The organism is Streptomyces sp. NBC_01089, from assembly GCF_045162975.1.
Taxonomy (GTDB): domain Bacteria; phylum Actinomycetota; class Actinomycetes; order Streptomycetales; family Streptomycetaceae; genus Streptomyces.
Genome location: NZ_CP108660.1, coordinates 3,881,952 through 3,895,962, shown reverse-complemented (window position 1 = coordinate 3,895,962; position 14,011 = coordinate 3,881,952). Strand labels below are relative to the sequence as shown.

Genomic DNA, 14,011 nt, shown 5'->3' with positions numbered 1-14,011 from the left:
AAGGGCAATTCAAAGATGACCATCGACCCGTCCTCCATTCCGAACTTCGGGGGCCAGCCCGATCCGCAGGATTCAGGACCGGCGGGCCCCGTCGTTCCCGACCAGGATCTGGTCAAGCAGCTCCTCGAGCAGATGGAGCTGAAGTACGTCCTGGACGACGAGGGTGACCTCGCCGCGCCGTGGGAGGAATTCCGCACGTACTTCATGTTCCGCGGTGAGGACGACCAGCAGGTCTTCTCCGTCCGGACGTTCTACGACCGCCCGCACGGCATCGAGGAGAAGGCGCAGCTCCTTGAGCTGATCGACGACTGGAACCGCCGCACGCTGTGGCCCAAGGTCTACACGCACACCCACGACGACGGCAGCGTCCGGCTCATCGGTGAGGCGCAGATGCTCATCGGCACCGGCGTGGCGCTGGAGCACTTCGTGTCGTCCACGGTCAGCTGGGTCCGTGCCTCGATCGAGTTCGACAAGTGGCTTGTCGACCAGCTCGGTCTTGAGCAGGACCTGGAGTCCGGCAAGGGCGACGACGAGCAGCCCGGCGACGACGCCTGAGACGGTCGTAGCCAGACAGGTACGAAGCCCGGTTCACGGGGCACCTCGGTGCCCCGTGAACCGGGCTTCCTGCCGTCGACACCTGCTTTGCAAGAGCAGCGCTCAGCCCCTGAAGGCGCCCTTCAGCCGTTCTCCCGCGTCCCTGAGCACCTCGTCCTTCTTGCAGAACGTGAAGCGCACCTGGCTGCGGCCCGGCTCCGGGTCGTCGTAGAACACCGAGCTGGGCACCGCCACCACACCGCAGCGCTCCGGCAGCGCACGGCAGAACGCGAGCGCGTCCTTCTCGCCGAAGGGCGCGATGTCGGTCGTGATGAAGTACGTGCCCTGCGGCTCGTACACGGTGAATCCGGCGGCCCGCAGGCCCCCGTCGAGCAGATCGCGCTTGCGCCGCATATCGGTCCGCAGGGTGGTGAAGTAGCTGTCCGGGAGCCGCAGCGCCTCGGCGACCGCGTACTGGAACGGTCCCGCGCTCACATAGGTCAGATACTGCTTCGCCGTGCGCACCGCCGAGACGAGGGCCGGGGATCCGGTGACCCAGCCGACCTTCCACCCGGTGAACGAGAACGTCTTGCCCGCCGACGAGATGGAGACGGTGCGCTCACGCATCCCGGGCAGCGCCGCGATCGGGTGGTGGGGGCCGTCGAAGACCAGGTGTTCGTAGACCTCGTCGGTGACCACGAGCAGGTCGCGTTCGCGCGCCAGGTCCGCGATGGCCGTCAGCTCGTCGGGGCTGAGCACCATGCCGGTCGGGTTGTGCGGTGTGTTGAGCAGCAGCAGCCGGGTGCGCGGCGTGATCGCGTCCCGCAGTGCGTCGAGGTCGGGCCGGAAGTCCGGGGCGCGGAGGGTCAGCGGTACGCGGACGGCGCCCGCCATGGCGATGCAGGCGGCGTACGAGTCGTAGAACGGCTCGAACGCGATGACCTCGTCGCCCGGCTCCAGCAGGGCGAGCATCGCGGCGGCGATGGCCTCGGTGGCCCCGGCGGTGACCAGGACCTCCGTGTCGGGGTCGAGGCCGATGCCGTAGAAGCGGCTCTGGTGGTCGGCGATCGCCGAGCGCAGCTCCGGGATGCCCGGGCCCGGTGGGTACTGGTTCCCTCTGCCCTCGCGCAGCGCACGGACCGCCGCCTCGCGGACCTCGTCCGGGCCGTCGGTGTCCGGGAAGCCCTGGCCCAGGTTGATCGCGCCGGTGGCCGTGGCCAGCGCGGACATCTCCGCGAAGATGGTGGTGCCGAGCCCGTCGAGCCGGTGGTTGAGCAGCGGCCGGCCGCCGACCTGTTCCGTGGAGCTTCCCGTAGTGGTCATGCCGGCCATCCTGCGCCGAACCTCTGGACTTCCTCAACTCCTGCTTGAGGCCGCGCGTACCGGGGATTGGCCTGTCACACGAGAAGCCCGGCAGCCGGGCGGGGACCGACGGGGGGCCCCGCTGCGCCGGACGGATGAGGGGTGAGTGCCGTGGGCTTTTTCATCGTGGCGGTAGTGGTGATCGTGCTGGTCGCGCTGGTGTCCGCCGACCGGAGGCGCGGTGGGCGCAAGGGGCGCGCCGGCCGCTCGTCCGCCGTGGGCGGTACGGCGGCGGGCGGCGGCAGCTGGTGGGCCGGGGACAGCGGACCGGGCGGTCACCACTCCGGCGGCCACCACTCGGGCGGGCACTCCGGCGGGCACCACTCCTGTGGCGGCGGCCATTCGTCCTGCGGCGGGGGTTCGTCGTGCGGGGGCGGTTCCTCGTGCGGTGGCGGCGGCGGGTGCGGCGGCTCCAGCTGACACAGGACCGCGCTCGCACGTTCCGCAGGCGCCCGCCGGGTCAACCCCCGGCGGGCGCCTTCTGGTTGCCCCCACCGGACGCCGCCTTGCCTGCAAACCGCACGCCCGCCCTGCCTGCAACCGGGCACCCGGCTCGCCCCCGCCGGACACCTGCCTCGCCCGCACCGGACGCCCGCCGTCGTCGCCGCTGCCGGGTCGCTGTGACCCATCTCTCAGCTGCTCGCGGCCCCGCCGGACACCGCCCGTACCGCCCCACAGCTCGCCTCACGGCTCACTCCGCATCCCCCTCACCGCCGGTTTGTTGAACGTATGAACAGCGCAGCCCCCGGGGGGATGGAAACCCCTTCAAGTTGGGTAAAAACGCTGTGAGCATCGCGTACTTCGTGATTCCCTCCATGTGAGAAGAAGCAGCCCTCGGACCTGAGACCTGACCGTGGCCCATGCCGGCGTCTCTTTCCCTGACACCTGCTCCGGGGAGAACCCCGTCCATCTGCCGATTGTGTGTTTGCGGAGCCCACCCATGCTCACGACCCTCAGTACTGCCTACACCGACACTCGCGCCGCCGATCTGGCCTGGGCGCTGGGCCGCGAACCGCTGCCCGCGCTCGCGGTCCTCGATCTCGAACTCGGCGGCGCCAAGCTCCAGATGAGGCTCCTCGGCGCCTCTCACCAGGTGCTTCTCGAGGAGGAGGGCGGCACCTGTTCCGAGACCGTCGCCTGCATCCCGGGAAGCAGCACTCCCTTACCGCTCGGCGTCGCCGAGCGCGTCGGCGACTGGGGGTACGAGTTCGCGGCCTGCGTCGAGACGCTCTCGGCCTGCTCGTTCGCGGGCCGCGCACAGGAGTTGCTCGCTCTGGTCGCCGACCATCCGAACGGCCTGGCCGGTACGTTCCCCGGCTCCCCGCACGCCTTCACCGCGATGCTCGCGCAGCGGCGCGAGGGCCAGGTGCACTGGCGCACCTGGCACGCGTACCCGCAGGAGGGGCAACTCGTGGTCACCCGCACCAGAGTTGGGGTACGCATCCCCGTCGAAGCCTGATTGCATCCTTGTGGGTGACGAGTGGTGTGCGTTCCGTAACGTAGCGTTCTTGGCATGATCGACCAGTCCGCGCCCCCAGAAACCCAGGACGCGGCGCTCTCCGTACGCCCGAGGACCGGCAGGGTGCTGGTCCTCGCCACCGTTTTCGTCTGCGCCGCCTGCGGACTGGTGTACGAGCTGGAACTGGTCGCCCTCGCCTCGTACTTGATCGGGGACTCGGTCACCCAGGCGTCGGTCGTGCTGTCCGTCATGGTCTTCGCGATGGGGATCGGCTCGCTCCTCGCCAAACGGCTGCGGGTCCGCGCCGCCGTGGGGTTCGGCCTGGTCGAGGCCGCGCTGGCGCTGATCGGCGGCGGCTCGGCGCTCGTCCTGTACGGCTCCTTCGCCTGGGCGGGCGGCGGCGGTTCGCGGTATGCCCTGGTCGGTTTCTCGCTGGCGATCGGGGTGCTGATGGGCGCCGAGATCCCGCTGCTGATGACGCTGATCCAGCGGGTCTCGCGACAGGACGCGGGCGGCGCGGTGGCCGACCTGTTCGCGGCGGACTACGTGGGCGCGCTGGTCGGCGGACTCGCCTTCCCGTTCCTGCTGCTGCCGCTGCTCGGCCAGCTCACCGGGGCGCTGCTCACCGGCACGGTCAACGCCGTGGTCGGCGGTGCGCTGGTGCTGTGGCTCTTCCGGCGCGATCTGACGACCCGGGCGAGGTGGTGGCTGATCCTGCTGAACGTGCTGGTGCTCGCCGTGCTGGCCACGGCGACGGCACTGGTGGGCGACTTCGAACTGGCCGCCAGGCGCGCGGTGTACGGGGCGCAGGTGCGGGTCGCCGAGCAGACCCGCGTCCAGGAGATCGTCCTGACCCGGTCCGCGCACGGCACCCTGGACCTCTTCCTGGACGGCAGGCTCCGGGTCGACGGCGCCGACGAACGGCAGTACCACCGGGCGCTGGTCGACCCCGCGATGCGCGGGCCGCACCGGAACGTACTGATCCTGGGCGGCGGCGACGGCCTCGCGGCCCGCGAGGTGCTGCGCCACCGGGACGTGGCGTCGGTGACCGTGGTCGAACTCGACCCCGGTGTCGAACGGCTGGCCCGCACCGATCCCGGACTCTCCGCGCTCAACGGGCATGCCTACCGCGACCCGCGGCTGCGGGTGGTCACCGCTGACGCCTTCAACTGGCTGCGCTCCCCGAGGCCGCGGTACGACGTGGTCCTCACGGATCTGCCCGACCCGGGGATCACCGCGAGCACCAAGCTCTACTCGGAGGAGTTCTACGGCCTGGTGTCGCGGGTGCTGGCCCCGGGCGGCCGGCTGGCCGTCCACGCGGGCCCGGTCGACACCCGCCCCGACAGTTTCTGGACGGTCGACGCGACGGTGCGGGCGGCCGGCCTGCGGGCGGTTCCGTACCGGGCGTCGGGCCGAGGCGTGGGCTTCGCCGCGGGCCCCGACCGGGCGAAGGACACGGGGAAGGGTGCGGGGAAGGTGCCCGGCGGCTGGGGCTTCGTCCTGGCGGCCCATGGCACTCCGCGGCTCGGGCCGGAGACCGCGGGCACCTGGTCACGGGTGCCGGGCCGGCCGCCGGATGTGCCGCCGTCGACGCTGGTGCATCCGCGGTACGGGGGGTGAGGCGGGGGCGGTGTGCGTGTGCCCCGGCCGAAAGGCAGACGAGTCGGCTGTGGCTGAGTAGGCTCGGCTTCCATGGAGCATGAGGTGGTCGTTCCGGTTCCGGCAGAGTCCGTCCGACGGGTCCTGGCGGACCCCGCCCGTGTGGCCCGCTGCGTACCGGGGCTCCAACAGGACGCGGACAGCGCCGGCGCCGGGAAGGGCGGGCTCGCGGGCCGGCTCAAGGTCAGGATCGACGGCCACACGATCACGTACCGCGGGACCGTGCGCTTCGTGGAGCGGGACGGCGGCTACGAGATCGACGGCGAGGGCACGGAGGCTCGCGGCCCCGGGTCGGTCACACTCTCGCTGAAGCTGGGCCTCGCGGATGCGGACGCGGGGACGACTCTGAGGTGGACGGGGACGGCCCGGGCGACCGATGGCCGTCTGGCGCAGATCCCGCCCGAGGCCGCACTGACCGCGGCCCGCCGCCTGCTCGACCGCTTCGGCGACCGCGTACGGGCCGAGGCGCAGGCTGACGGCAGCGGTGGCGTCAGCGGCAGCGGTGGCGGTGCCGCCGATGCGGCTGGGTCCGCGGATGCCAGGGCTGCGGATGCCGCCGGGGCCGCGGATGCCGGGGGCACCGATACCGGTGCTGCCGATGCCGCTGGGTCCGCCGATTCGGGGTCCTCCACCGATTCCGACGGCGCTACACCAGCCCCCACCGATGAACCAGCCTCCACCGATTCCACCGATGCCAACGATTCCGGGGACGGGGACGGCCACGGGGATGCCGGGGCGTCCGTGTTCGATACGGAGGTGCCGCCGCCGTCGCTCGACCCGGCGGCCGACGCGGGCTTCACCGCCCCCGGCGAACCCCCGGTCGAGGCCGCACACGCCCGCCGCACGATGATCGGCCGCAGCGCGGAAGAGGTCGACCACGCCCCGCCCCGCGGCCGCTACGCCCCGGTACCGGCCCCGTCGTCGAGCACGGCGGGCGCGACCCTCCGCTGGGCGGCCCCGGCGGCGGCGCTGGCCCTGGCATCGGCGGTCGTCGTGGGCCGCGCCCTGCGGCGCCGGCGCTGAACCGGGCGGCCGATCGGTCCGCGTCCCGTTAGGGTCGGGGCGTGAGTAGCGAAGAGGTCCGGCTCGTCGCCGGCGACGCCGAGTTGACCGTGAGCCCCGAGAACGGCTGCCGTATCCGCAGCCTCCGCATCGGCGGTACCGAACTGCTGCGGCAGGGAGCCAAGTTCGGCTGCTTCCCGATGGTGCCCTGGTGCGGCCGTACCGGGAACGGCCGGTTCAGCAACGGTGGCATCCCGCACCAGCTGCCGCTGAACTCCCCGCCGCACGCCATCCACGGCACCGGCCGCAACACCGCCTGGCGGCCCGCCCGTGCCGGCAGCGGCGACGGGCTCGGCGTGGCGGCGTTCACCTACGATCTGGCCGACCCCTGGCCGTACACCGGCCGGGTCACCCAGACCTTCGAGCTGACCGAGTCCGCCCTGACGCTCACCCTCGGTGTGGAGACCTACGACGACTCGTTCCCCGCGCAGGCCGGCTGGCACCCCTGGTTCAACCGGAACCTGGGCGTAGGCGGCGACGCGCAGCTCGGCTTCGAGCCCGCCTGGCAGGAGGAGCGCGGCGACGACCACCTGCCCACCGGCAAGCGGATCGACCCCCTCCCCGGCCCCTGGGACGACTGCTTCGGGATGCCGGACGGAGTGGACGTCACCGTCACCTGGCCCGAACAGCTGGAGCTGACGGTGCGCAGCCGCTCCGAATGGGTCGTGATCTACGACGAGCAGGCGGAAGCGGTCTGCGTCGAGCCCCAGTCCGGCCCGCCGAACGGGCTGAACACACTGCCGCGCCTGGTCACACCCATCGACCCGCTGGAGATGTCGGCCACCTGGAGCTGGCGCCGTCTCTGAGCCAGGGCGAGAAGTACCGGCTGTCCGGCCGTCCCAATTAAGCTCGGGACCATGACTGACGTACGCGCTGATCTGCTCCAGCACATCAAGGACAAAGCCGTCGTGCACGGCAAGGTGACGCTCTCCTCGGGGATCGAAGCCGACTGGTACATCGATCTGCGCCGGATCACCCTGGACGGCGTGGCCGCGCCGCTGGTCGGTCAGGTGATGCTGGATCTGACCGACGGGCTGGACTTCGACGCGGTCGGCGGGCTGACGCTGGGCGCCGACCCGATCGCGGACGCCATGCTGCACGCCTCATCGGCGCGCGGCAGGACGCTGGACGCCTTCGTCGTACGCAAGGCCGCCAAGACACACGGGATGCAGCGACGCATCGAGGGCCCGGACATCAAGGGCCGCCGGGTTCTCGTCGTCGAGGACACCACCACGACGGGCGGCTCGCCGATGACCGCGGTGGAGGCGGTGCGCGAGGCCGGCGGTGAGGTGGTCGCCGTCGCCACGATCGTGGACCGCAACACCGGCGCGGCCGAGGTCATCGCCGAGGCGGGCGTGCCGTACGTCTTCGCGTACAACCAGGGTGACCTCGATCTGTGAGGCCACCCGGTCCGTGAGGCAACTCGGTCTGTGAGGCGCTGAACACGGGGTGTGGTTTCACGTGAAACCACACCCCGTGTTCAGGGTCAAGCCACCACGCCAGGTGGACCCGCGCCAGGAGTCTGGAAAGATGGGCGGCGACGATGACGTCGCCCCCAGGTCAGGGACCAGTTACGCACACCCGCACATCCCAAGGAGCGGACAGATGCCCATCGCAACCCCCGAGGTCTACAACGAGATGCTCGACCGGGCGAAGGCAGGCAAGTTCGCCTACCCGGCCATCAACGTGACCTCGACCCAGACCTTGCACGCGGCGCTGCGCGGCTTCGCCGAGGCCGAGAGCGACGGCATCATCCAGATCTCCACCGGCGGTGCCGAGTTCCTGGGCGGCCAGTACGCCAAGGACATGGTCACCGGATCGGTCGCGCTGGCCGAGTTCGCGCACATCGTCGGCGAGAAGTACCCGGTCACGGTCGCGCTGCACACCGACCACTGCCCCAAGGACAAGCTCGACGGCTATGTCCGGCCGCTGCTCGAGGTCTCCCGCAAGCGCGTCGAGGCCGGTCTGAACCCGCTCTTCCAGTCCCACATGTGGGATGGCTCCGCCGAGACCCTCGCCGACAACCTGGCCATCGGCCAGGAGCTGCTCGCGCTGGCGGCCGCCGCCAAGATCATCCTTGAGGTCGAGATCACCCCGACCGGCGGCGAGGAGGACGGCGTCAGCCACGAGATCAACGACTCGCTGTACACGACCGTCGACGACGCGCTGCGGACCGCCGAGGCCCTCGGCCTGGGCGAGAAGGGCCGCTACCTGCTGGCCGCCTCCTTCGGCAATGTGCACGGCGTCTACAAGCCGGGCAACGTCGTCCTGCGCCCCGAGCTCCTGAAGGACCTCCAGGAGGGCGTCTCCGCCAAGTACGGCAAGCCGGCCGGCAGCCAGCCGTTCGACTTCGTCTTCCACGGCGGCTCCGGCTCCTCCGCGGAGGAGATCGCCACCGCGCTGGAGAACGGCGTCGTGAAGATGAATCTCGACACCGACACCCAGTACGCCTTCACGCGTCCGGTGGTGGACCACGTCTTCCGCAATTACGACGGCGTCCTGAAGGTCGACGGCGAGGTCGGCTCCAAGAAGACCTACGACCCGCGCACCTGGGGCAAGGCCGCTGAGGCCGGTATGGCGAAGCGCGTCACCGAGGCGTGCGCCAACCTGCGCTCCACGGGCACCCGCATCAAGTAGCACGTCCGTCACGCCGGGCCCGGTATCCCGCCCAGGGGTGCCGGGCCCGCGTCATATCCGGGGCAGCCCTGTCCGGGGCCGGCCCCCGATCACCCGCAGCTCAGAGCCCAGAGTCCAGAGCCCACAGCCCACAGCCCACAGCCCACAGCCCAGCGAGAGGGTGCCGCACATGGCGTACGACTTCGATACGGCCGTCGACCGGCGCGGCTCCTGGAGCGTCCAGTGGGACGGGGTCGCGGACCGGTTCGGTGTGGACGGGCTGCTGCCGTTCACCATCTCCGACATGGACTTCCGCTGCCCGCCCGAGGTCCTCACGGCCCTCCACGAGCGGATCGACCACGGGGTGTTCGGCTACACCGACTGGCGGCTCGGGGACTTCCGGGACGCGGTACGCGACTGGTACACGACCCGCTTCGACACCCGCATCGACACCGGCCGTATCGTGTACGGGCCCTCCGTGCTCAACCAGCTCTCACAGCTGCTGCGGATGTGGACGGACGAGGGCGACGGAGTGGTGGTCCACACCCCCACCTACGACGGCTTCACCAAAGCGGTCTCCGGTCTGCGCCGGGAACTGCGCGGCTGCCCGGTGGGCGACGACGCGGAGCTGGAGCGGCAGCTCGCCCGGCCGGGCAGCAAGGTCCTGCTGCTCTGCTCGCCGCACAACCCCACCGGCCGGGTGTGGCCGCACGACGAGCTGACCCGCTTCGCCGCGCTCGCCGAGCGGTACGGCACCGCCGTGATCTGCGACGAGATCCACGCCGACTTCGTGCACGAGGGGCACCGGCATCTGCCCTGGACCCGGTACGGGCGGGGCCGCTGGGCGCTGATCACCTCCGGCAGCAAGGCGTTCAACTTCCCGGCGCTGACCGGTTCGTACGGCATGATCGGCGACCCGGACGACCGGGCGGAGTACCTCAGCCGGATGGAGACGGGCGAGGGGCTGGCCTCGCCCGCGGTGCTCTCGCTGACGGCGCATGTCGCGGCCTACCGGTACGGGGCGGCCTGGCTGGACGCCGTCCGCACGTACATCGCGGCGAATCTGTCGATGCTCGCCGAGCGGCTGAACACGGCCTTTCCCGAGCTGCGCTGGACGCCGCCGCAGGCCGGATATCTCGCCTGGATCGATCTGCGCCCACTGGGCATCGACAGTGCGGCGCTCCAGCGGCAGCTGATCGAGGTGGAGAAAGTGGCGATCATGCCGGGCGCCGTCTACCGGGCGGAGGGCTTTGTCCGGCTCAACGTGGGCTGCCCCCGGGCCAAGGCGGAGGCAGGGGCCGACGCCCTCGTACGGGCGGCCCGCGCGGTGCGGCCCTAGGGCATGTCCGCAAAGTCGCGTCCGGCCGGACACGACTTTGCGGACCTACCCGGGGCCTCTCGCTCGCGTCCGGGCTCCTCGCCTCGTCGCCGGCCCGGAGCCCTGGTCCTGCCGGGCCAGGCGGCCCCTGGCAGCCGTATCCGCGCGGGCCAGGCAGACTGGCCTCCATGTCCATTCACGAGAATCTGCTCGGGGGCCCTCCCGAGACCCGTCTTCCCGACGACCCCGAACCCCGCGAGCTGCTCGCGGGCGGCACCGCCCCCGCCGATGTGGCGGCGAAGTACCCGACCTCCTCGCTCGCCTGGGCGCAGCTCGCCGACGACGCCTTCGAGCACGGGCGGGTCGTCGAGTCGTACGCCTACGCCCGTACCGGCTACCACCGCGGCCTCGACTCGCTGCGCCGGGCCGGCTGGAAGGGCCACGGCCCCGTGCCGTGGGACCACGAGCCGAACCGTGGCTTCCTGCGGGCCCTGCACGCCCTGGCGCGCGCCGCCCAGTCGATCGGTGAGGACGCGGAGTACCAGCGCTGCACGGAGTTCCTGCGCGACTCCTCGCCTGCGGCGGCCGACACGCTGGGCTGACCTGACCTCGGCGCATCCCCTGCGGTATCCCTGCGGCATCGGTGCCGCACCGGTGCCGCATCCGCGCCGCACCGGGCGAGGGCCGGACACACACCGTGTCCGGCCCTCGCTTGTGTCTCGCTTGTCCTGCCTTGCTTGTCTTGCCGTGGACCAGGTTTCGCGTCAATGATGAAGGTGGGGACCGGGGCCCACCTGTCGACGGAAGGGGCGGACCGCTACCTGGAGCACCACCGAGGAGACAGCGATGTCTACGCCTTCGCACGACCCGGCCCCGAAGCACGACCAGGCCCCGAGCCACGACCCGGCCCCGAATCTGGACTTCGCGGGGACCACCCCGTACGAGGACTATGTCCAGGCGGACGTCCTCACCCACCTCCAGCAGCTGCGCTCCGACGACCCGGGCGAGATGGTCTTCCTGGTCACCACCCAGGTCATGGAGCTGTGGTTCACCGTGATCGTCCATGAGTGGGAGACCGCGTCCGCGGCCCTGCGCGGTGACGATCTGCCGACCGCCATCGCCGCCCTGAAGCGCTCGACGTACGAGCTGCAGTCGCTCAACGACTCCTGGCGGCCGCTGGCCCAGCTCACGCCCGCACAGTTCAACGCGTACCGCGGCGCGCTCGGCGAGGGGTCGGGCTTCCAGTCCGCGATGTACCGCAGGCTGGAGTTCCTGCTGGGCGACAAGTCCGCCTCGATGCTCGTCCCGCACCGCGGAGCGCCCCGGGTCCACGCCGAGCTGGAGAAGGCGCTCCAGGAGCCGAGCCTGTACGACGAGGTGCTGCGGTTCCTCGCCCGGCATGGGCAGCCGGTGCCCGCCGCCGTGCTCCGGCGCGATCTCGCGGCCAAGTACGAGCCGTCGCCCGAGGTCGAGGCGGTGTGGACCGCCGTGTACACGGGGGAGCAGGACTCCCCGCTGGTCCGGCTCGGCGAGGCGCTGACCGATGTCGGTGAGCTGGTGTGGCGCTGGCGCAACGACCATCTGGTCGCCACCCGCAGGGCGATGGGGTCGAAGACCGGCACGGGCGGCTCGGCCGGGGTGGCCTGGCTGGAGAAGCGCGCCGCGAAGAGCGTGTTCCCCGAGCTGTGGACGGCGCGCAGCCATGTCTGAGCGCACCGCAGGGACGACCCCGCAGCCCCCGACGACCGAGGATCAGCCGATGAAGCCCGCACCGGCCCAGCCGAAGCCCGATCTGTCCGCCCTGGCCCGCCGAGCGGCCGAGCTCGACGCGGCCGATGAACTGGCCCCGCTCCGGGAGCTGTTCACCATCGCCCCCGGCACGGTCTACCTCGACGGCAACTCGCTCGGCGCCCTGCCCCGGCACGTTCCCGCACGGATGCAGGAGGTCATCACCCACGAGTGGGGCGCGCTCGGCATCCGGTCCTGGGAGGAGTCCGGCTGGTGGACCGCGCCGGAGCGCATCGGCGACAGGATCGCGCCGCTGGTCGGAGCTGAGCCCGGCACGGTGGTCGTCGGGGACTCGACAAGCGTCAATGTCTTCAAGGCACTTGTGGCCGCCGTCCGGTCGGCCGGGGACGACCGTGACGAGATCCTGGTCGACGCCACGACCTTCCCGACGGACGGCTACATCGCGGAGTCGGCGGCCCGGCTGACCGGCCGCCGCATCGTCCCGTACGCACCGGGCGACCCGGTCGGCCCCCGTACCGCCGCCGTGCTGGTCAACCATGTCGACTACCGCACCGGGCGGCTGCACGACCTGCCCGCCGTGACCGGCGCCGTGCACGCGGCGGGTGCGAGGGTCGTCTGGGACCTCTGCCACAGTGCGGGCGCGCTGCCGGTCGGGCTCGCCGCGCACGGGGTGGACTTCGCGGTCGGCTGCACCTACAAGTACCTGAACGGCGGGCCCGGTTCCCCCGCCTTCCTGTACGTACGCCCTGACCTCCAGCCGTCCTTCGACTCACCGCTGCCCGGCTGGAACTCGCACGCGGACCCGTTCGGCATGGAACCGGGATACACCCCGGCGGACGGCGCCCCCCGCGGCCGGGTCGGCACCCCCGACATCCTGTCGATGCTCGCGCTGGAGTCGGCGCTCGACGTGTGGGACGGGGTGTCGGTCGAGGCGGTCCGGGCCAAGTCCCTCGTCCTGACGGACTTCTTCCTGGAGTGTGTGAGCCTCGAATCGGTGACACCGGCCGCCCCTGAACAGCGGGGCAGCCAGGTGTCGCTGAGGTGCGAGAACGCCGGGGCCGTCATGAAGGAGCTGATCGCCCGCGGTGTCGTCGGTGACTTCAGGCCGCCGGACATCCTGCGCTTCGGTTTCACCCCGCTCTATGTCGGATTCGGCGATGCGCTGCGTGCCGCGCGCGTTCTGGGGGAGGTACTCGCCTGATAGCGTCCCGGCTGGTCAGGGCAGCCCGGCCCGCACAGAGAGAGGTTGGAGCCGTATGTCGGACGACGCAGAGGCCGATTCGGTCCTCGGGCATCCCGCTGTCGCCCCCGATGCGACCGCCGCGTACGGCGATCACCCCGACCAGACCGTGGACTTCTACGCCCCGCACGGCGGCGAGGGGCCGGTCCCGCTCGTCGTCGTGCTGCACGGCGGCTCCTGGCGGCAGCGGTACGACCGCCGGCACATGTCGCCGTTCGCGGCCTTCCTGGCCCGCCGGGGCTTCGCTGTCGCCAGTGTCGAGTACCGGCGGGGCGGTGCCGCCGAGGGCAGCGCGGGCCGGTGGCCCGACACCCTCGACGACGTGGCCGCCGCCCTGGACGCGCTGCCGGAGCTCGTACCGTCCGCTCTGCCGCGCGCCGACCTGCGGCGTACGGTCCTCACCGGGCATTCGGCCGGCGGGCACCTCGCGCTCTGGGCGGCCGCCCGGCACGTACTGCCGCCCGAGGCGCCGTGGCACCGGTCGACGCCGCCGTTCCGTGGTGTGGTCGCGCTGGCGCCGCTCGCGCACTTCGGCGTCGCCAGGGAGGTGGGGGCGTGCGAGGGGGCGGTGGACCAGTTCCTGGCGGTCCCGGACGCCCCCGCAGCGGCCGGGGCCTCGGCCGTCCGCGCGGAGTGGGCCGATCCGTCCGCGCTGCTGCCCACCGGCATCGCGACCACGGTCGTCCAGGGCCGCGCGGACACCACGGTGCCGCCGCAGGTCGCCGACGCGTACGCGGACGCGGCGGCCAAGGAGGGGGAACTGGTCGGCGTGACCCTGCTCGACGGTGTCGGGCACTTCGCGCCGATCGACCCGGCGGCCGACGCCTGCGCGGTGGTCGTCGCGGAGATCGAGCAACTGGCCTGGTGAGGACGGGCGCACCTGCCGCGGGTATCCGTGTGGGCACCCGCCGCCGGTACCGTATGCGCACCCGCCGCCGGTACCCGTACGGGCACCCGATCCGAGGCAGGTAGTACCTGAGGGGGACCCCACAGGTTCCGTACCAGTGCGGAC

Annotated in this window: 14 protein-coding genes; 13 read left to right on the top strand and 1 reads right to left on the bottom strand. The window is 71.8% G+C overall.

What is annotated here, in order from left to right; all coding sequences use genetic code 11:
• The first annotated feature begins 15 nt into the window (after positions 1 to 15).
• The gene (locus OG510_RS17190; protein WP_406137834.1) at positions 16 to 555 is read left to right on the top strand and encodes a YbjN domain-containing protein; all 540 of its coding nucleotides are present in this window, start codon (positions 16 to 18) and stop codon (positions 553 to 555) included.
• A 102-nt stretch (positions 556 to 657) separates the two neighbouring features.
• On the opposite strand, the gene OG510_RS17185 is transcribed toward OG510_RS17190, so the two are convergent.
• Complete coding sequence (locus OG510_RS17185; protein WP_406137833.1) at positions 658 to 1,857, bottom strand: pyridoxal phosphate-dependent aminotransferase; 1,200 nt, start codon at positions 1,855 to 1,857, stop codon at positions 658 to 660.
• 150 nt (positions 1,858 to 2,007) lie between these two features.
• On the opposite strand from OG510_RS17185, the gene OG510_RS17180 reads away from it, so the two are divergent.
• The 12 genes from OG510_RS17180 to OG510_RS17125 all read left to right on the top strand — a co-directional run bounded on the left by OG510_RS17180 (position 2,008) and on the right by OG510_RS17125 (position 13,867).
• Positions 2,008 to 2,316, top strand: coding sequence for a hypothetical protein (locus tag OG510_RS17180; protein WP_406137832.1), 309 nt, complete (start codon positions 2,008 to 2,010; stop codon positions 2,314 to 2,316).
• 520 nt (positions 2,317 to 2,836) lie between these two features.
• A complete protein-coding gene (locus tag OG510_RS17175; protein ID WP_164264413.1) occupies positions 2,837 to 3,355 on the top strand; it encodes a DUF2617 family protein in 519 nt (172 codons plus the stop codon).
• A gap of 54 nt (positions 3,356 to 3,409) precedes the next feature.
• The gene (locus OG510_RS17170; RefSeq protein WP_406137831.1) at positions 3,410 to 4,975 is read left to right on the top strand and encodes a polyamine aminopropyltransferase; all 1,566 of its coding nucleotides are present in this window, start codon (positions 3,410 to 3,412) and stop codon (positions 4,973 to 4,975) included.
• 72 nt (positions 4,976 to 5,047) lie between these two features.
• Positions 5,048 to 6,037 carry an SRPBCC family protein gene (locus OG510_RS17165; protein ID WP_406137829.1) on the top strand — a complete coding sequence of 330 codons (990 nt, stop codon included), beginning with the start codon at positions 5,048 to 5,050 and terminating at the stop codon, positions 6,035 to 6,037.
• Between the two features lie 41 nt (positions 6,038 to 6,078).
• Positions 6,079 to 6,882, top strand: coding sequence for an aldose 1-epimerase (locus tag OG510_RS17160; protein ID WP_406137827.1), 804 nt, complete (start codon positions 6,079 to 6,081; stop codon positions 6,880 to 6,882).
• 51 nt (positions 6,883 to 6,933) lie between these two features.
• On the top strand, positions 6,934 to 7,476 hold the full coding sequence (gene pyrE / locus OG510_RS17155; RefSeq protein WP_406137826.1) for an orotate phosphoribosyltransferase: 543 nt from the start codon (positions 6,934 to 6,936) through the stop codon (positions 7,474 to 7,476).
• 205 nt (positions 7,477 to 7,681) lie between these two features.
• Positions 7,682 to 8,713 (top strand): class II fructose-bisphosphate aldolase, encoded by a 1,032-nt coding sequence (fbaA, locus tag OG510_RS17150; RefSeq protein ID WP_164264418.1) that lies wholly within the window; start codon positions 7,682 to 7,684, stop codon positions 8,711 to 8,713.
• A gap of 169 nt (positions 8,714 to 8,882) precedes the next feature.
• Positions 8,883 to 10,031 carry a MalY/PatB family protein gene (locus OG510_RS17145; RefSeq protein ID WP_406137825.1) on the top strand — a complete coding sequence of 383 codons (1,149 nt, stop codon included), beginning with the start codon at positions 8,883 to 8,885 and terminating at the stop codon, positions 10,029 to 10,031.
• A gap of 167 nt (positions 10,032 to 10,198) precedes the next feature.
• The gene (locus tag OG510_RS17140; RefSeq protein ID WP_164264419.1) at positions 10,199 to 10,612 is read left to right on the top strand and encodes a DUF3151 domain-containing protein; all 414 of its coding nucleotides are present in this window, start codon (positions 10,199 to 10,201) and stop codon (positions 10,610 to 10,612) included.
• A 244-nt stretch (positions 10,613 to 10,856) separates the two neighbouring features.
• A complete protein-coding gene (locus tag OG510_RS17135) occupies positions 10,857 to 11,720 on the top strand; it encodes a tryptophan 2,3-dioxygenase family protein (RefSeq protein ID WP_406137823.1) in 864 nt (287 codons plus the stop codon).
• 82 nt (positions 11,721 to 11,802) lie between these two features.
• Complete coding sequence (locus OG510_RS17130; RefSeq protein WP_406142426.1) at positions 11,803 to 12,960, top strand: kynureninase; 1,158 nt, start codon at positions 11,803 to 11,805, stop codon at positions 12,958 to 12,960.
• Positions 12,961 to 13,015: 55 nt separating this feature from the next.
• Entirely contained in the window at positions 13,016 to 13,867 is an 852-nt protein-coding gene (locus OG510_RS17125; protein ID WP_406137821.1) for an alpha/beta hydrolase, read from the top strand.
• Positions 13,868 to 14,011 lie beyond the last annotated feature (144 nt).

What these genes read in the sequence shown, in the direction of transcription:
- OG510_RS17140 (WP_164264419.1), top strand. Translation starts at nt 10,199, where the DNA reads ATGTCCATTCACGAGAATCTGCTCGGGGGCCCTCCCGAGACCCGTCTT.
- OG510_RS17135 (WP_406137823.1), top strand. Translation starts at nt 10,857, where the DNA reads ATGTCTACGCCTTCGCACGACCCGGCCCCGAAGCACGACCAGGCCCCG.
- OG510_RS17170 (WP_406137831.1), top strand. Translation starts at nt 3,410, where the DNA reads ATGATCGACCAGTCCGCGCCCCCAGAAACCCAGGACGCGGCGCTCTCC.
- fbaA (WP_164264418.1), top strand. Translation starts at nt 7,682, where the DNA reads ATGCCCATCGCAACCCCCGAGGTCTACAACGAGATGCTCGACCGGGCG.
- OG510_RS17175 (WP_164264413.1), top strand. Translation starts at nt 2,837, where the DNA reads ATGCTCACGACCCTCAGTACTGCCTACACCGACACTCGCGCCGCCGAT.
- OG510_RS17185 (WP_406137833.1), bottom strand. Translation starts at nt 1,857, where the DNA reads ATGACCACTACGGGAAGCTCCACGGAACAGGTCGGCGGCCGGCCGCTG.
- OG510_RS17145 (WP_406137825.1), top strand. Translation starts at nt 8,883, where the DNA reads ATGGCGTACGACTTCGATACGGCCGTCGACCGGCGCGGCTCCTGGAGC.
- pyrE (WP_406137826.1), top strand. Translation starts at nt 6,934, where the DNA reads ATGACTGACGTACGCGCTGATCTGCTCCAGCACATCAAGGACAAAGCC.
- OG510_RS17125 (WP_406137821.1), top strand. Translation starts at nt 13,016, where the DNA reads ATGTCGGACGACGCAGAGGCCGATTCGGTCCTCGGGCATCCCGCTGTC.
- OG510_RS17190 (WP_406137834.1), top strand. Translation starts at nt 16, where the DNA reads ATGACCATCGACCCGTCCTCCATTCCGAACTTCGGGGGCCAGCCCGAT.
- OG510_RS17165 (WP_406137829.1), top strand. Translation starts at nt 5,048, where the DNA reads ATGGAGCATGAGGTGGTCGTTCCGGTTCCGGCAGAGTCCGTCCGACGG.